Below are 3,061 nucleotides of genomic sequence, written 5' to 3'. Positions count from 1 at the left end.
AGCTGCGCGCGGCGGCGACAGAACACATGACGATGTTGGAGAACACGCCAGAGCGGGTCCGGAAGTACTTTGGCGACAAGCATGTCGCCTATGCGGCCTCATGAATAATTCCCGCCGGATCAATAATGCTGCCGGCGATGCCGATCATTCGAAAGGGTGGTCGGTTTTCGCTTTCTGGGCGCCTTTCCCGGTCCAACGCTTCCCGGAAGGGGCATCGCAGATCGCTCCCCCACTCGCTGCGCTGTCCATCGCCAGTAGTCCCATGCGACCAGGAACGTCTTCCATGCAACAAACATTGCGGCAAGACTGGGCGGTGACGAGTTTGCTCTCGCGCTGGCCTGCACCGGACTGGAGAGAGCCCGAACCCTCGCCATCCGTTTGGTGGAGCAGCTCTCCACGCCTTACCCGATCGGCAGTGTGAACGAGGTAGAAACTTTGGTGCGAAAGGCGGACGCGCCGTGTACAAGGCCAAAGCAGCCGCGAAGCGCTGCGTCGTCGCCGCGAGCTGGTCGGCGATAGCCGGGGCCAGCTACTCGGCGCGGCTGGCCGGCTACCTCATTTTTTCTGGCGGGACTCAGCGAGCATGTTCATCGCCGCTTCGAGGGTCGCAGCGATACTCCGGGCCGCCGTAACAATCTCTGCCATCACCGGTTCGGGGTTGCCGGGCTCGACGATCTCGAAGCTCCCCGCGACATTCTGGCTGGCTGGCGCTGCGGGCACTCGGTTGCTCGCCACGGCTCCAGGCCCAGCAGGCAGAGCGCGCTGCCGTGCATCAGCCTTTGCTCCTCCGGCCGCCACCTTTCCGGCAGCATGCTCGGGCCCTGCCAACGCCTGGCTAGGGGCCTGTGCGGGCTTCGCAGCGGGCGGAGGTGCCTCGGAGGACGACGAGCCGCTCGCGCTCGCCTGAGCCGCGGCATTTACGAGTTCATTCACAGCCTCGCCCGCACCGGTGCCCACTTCCGACTGCGACCGACGGGTTCTACCGCGCGCGGTGGGAAGCTGGCGAATCACAAACTCATCGAACTTCCCCCGCACCTGGTTGCCCCAGGAATGTCCGTGCTGCAGCAGCGCATTGCTGAGCATTTCCACGTCATTGAGGAACATGCGGCGACGAGCGCTGAGCCAGCCGTTTAGCATCCATAGCTCGATGCCAAGCCAGGAAGTGATCTCGGACTTCAGGCCAGGCCTTGAAGATATCTCCTTCGAAAGCCAGGCCGCAAACAGGTCGTAGCGATCTTCCACGCCGCGGCTGGGGCCCGCTGCTCGCTGGTCGGCGTTCGCAGCGACAGAAGACGGCGCAGCGGGAGCGCTGCCCTGCTGGCTCAGCCCACCACCAGAGGTGGCGCCCATTTCGTTCACGTCAGATTGGACTCGGAGTGCGGTCATTGTGGTCTCCCTCATAGGGTTGTGCGTCTCGTCTTCATCTTCAGCCTGGAAAGACTTGATCCGTTCGACAAAGGTGTCATCAAGTACAGCTCCGACCGTGTCAAACCAGCTAGGCGCCTGGATCATTCTGCCCATGTGCTCTGCCAGTTGGTCATCAATCACTTCCTCCTGCGCCAAGATCCGCTCCGCGCGGTCCTTCGAGACATGGGCCTTTGTTGCCGTCAACAGCACGTCAGAACCTAAAGCGAGATGAAGCAGCTTGAAGTTCTGGTATCTGGTCAGAAAGATGCCGCGCGGCGCCACTGCATCTGGCCGGCCAGCCCTGACCATCTGGGCACTTTTCCCATGCCCTTGGTGTCGCTGACCACTGGTCCACGCCTTCATGATTGCTCCTGCTCGAATCAAAATATATCGAGGTACTAAGTTTGCTTATTTGTTAATTATGCCAGCTTTGGACGTCTGCACCAATACGGAAACCACCTACCAAATTGCTACCGACGTCGACAAGTGACCAAACAGATATGGTTTCGACGTTGCCTCGCCCCTATCGAACCTCGCATGCCGATCATCCGTGCGCCAAGATCCGCCGCTGGCGATAGATACGCCCAACCCTACCTTTGCAACTCGACTCCTGCGTCGAGGATACCGACGGAATGCAACCTGGTAGCGGGAAAAGTCCGCGCTGTGGACTTTTGGCGCAATTTTTGACGCCGGACGCCTAACAATCGCATCAATTTTTCAATACGTTCTCGCACCATTTTGGTGCCAAATGAAAACTATCGAAACAATTTAACCTTCCCCAAGAATGCTTCTCCGAGAATCAACAGGGCTGCAGACATCGGGGGATCCATATCCTCAACTTGGCTCACTCATATTTACTCCTCGCGCAGGCATATGTGAATCGGAAAAAACCTGTTTCACCTGCCGACGCAATATCAACACTCGGATTCAAATCCATTACCGGCAAATTCACTCTCGAAGCCCATCCGTACAAACTGGGGATGGACTATTAGGCGCGGCAAAACCATCAACCCGGCGTTCAGGGCAGGCCTTCGTTTCGACGATGCGACGCCTACCCCTTGGTTATCACTTTTCTGGTGACAAGAAGGACCGTAAACCAATCCGCCTCCCCCGAGGCTCCTTCAACTATCCGGAGAGTTCCCATGAACACGTTCGCAATCGACAACACGTCTGTAGCCGCTGACCAAGCTCAACGCGCCTGGAACATGTCTATCGCTCGGAACTTTCCGGGCACTGACACTGTCGTCGCTAAGACTTTTCAAGAAGTCTCTTCTCAGAAGGACCTTTACGTCCTCAATAAACTCTTCAGGTCCTATTGGGCTGCGGTTGAGCGCGCTTCCGTGCGTGGTGACAAGCGTCAAGGCGATATTGCTTTGGCTGCACTTTATGTGGTTCAAGGTCAGATGGATTACATCCGCGCCATGAACCCTTCGACCAGCAACTGATTTACTGGCGAAATAGCAAAAGAGGACACTATGTGTCCTCTTTTTTTTTGCCCAAGCGAAACTGAATTTGGCCCTTCGCTATGTGTCACATCCCGGACGATTGCATAGACTTCAAACGCTATCCACTCTTCATGGCGCGAGCGGTTCTAAAGGAGTTGATAGAGTCCTTGCAATCCACCCAGGGAGTGAAGCCATGTTGATAGCCCTGC

Annotated in this window: 2 protein-coding genes; one reads left to right on the top strand and one right to left on the bottom strand. The window is 57.4% G+C overall.

Annotated features, from left to right (window positions below; translation table 11 throughout):
* Nucleotides 1-555: 555 nt before the first annotated feature.
* Entirely contained in the window at nucleotides 556-1,770 is a 1,215-nt protein-coding gene (locus tag NFX52_RS29620) for a hypothetical protein (RefSeq protein WP_055402343.1), read from the bottom strand.
* Between the two features lie 779 nt (nucleotides 1,771-2,549).
* On the opposite strand from NFX52_RS29620, the gene NFX52_RS29615 reads away from it, so the two are divergent.
* Entirely contained in the window at nucleotides 2,550-2,852 is a 303-nt protein-coding gene (locus tag NFX52_RS29615; protein WP_055402340.1) for a hypothetical protein, read from the top strand.
* Nucleotides 2,853-3,061: the final 209 nt, after the last annotated feature.

Source organism: Acidovorax facilis, from assembly GCF_023913775.1.
In the GTDB taxonomy this organism is placed as follows: domain Bacteria; phylum Pseudomonadota; class Gammaproteobacteria; order Burkholderiales; family Burkholderiaceae_C; genus Acidovorax; species Acidovorax facilis.
Note: the sequence above shows the minus strand (reverse complement) of the source record. Positions and strands in the feature narration are given on the sequence as shown.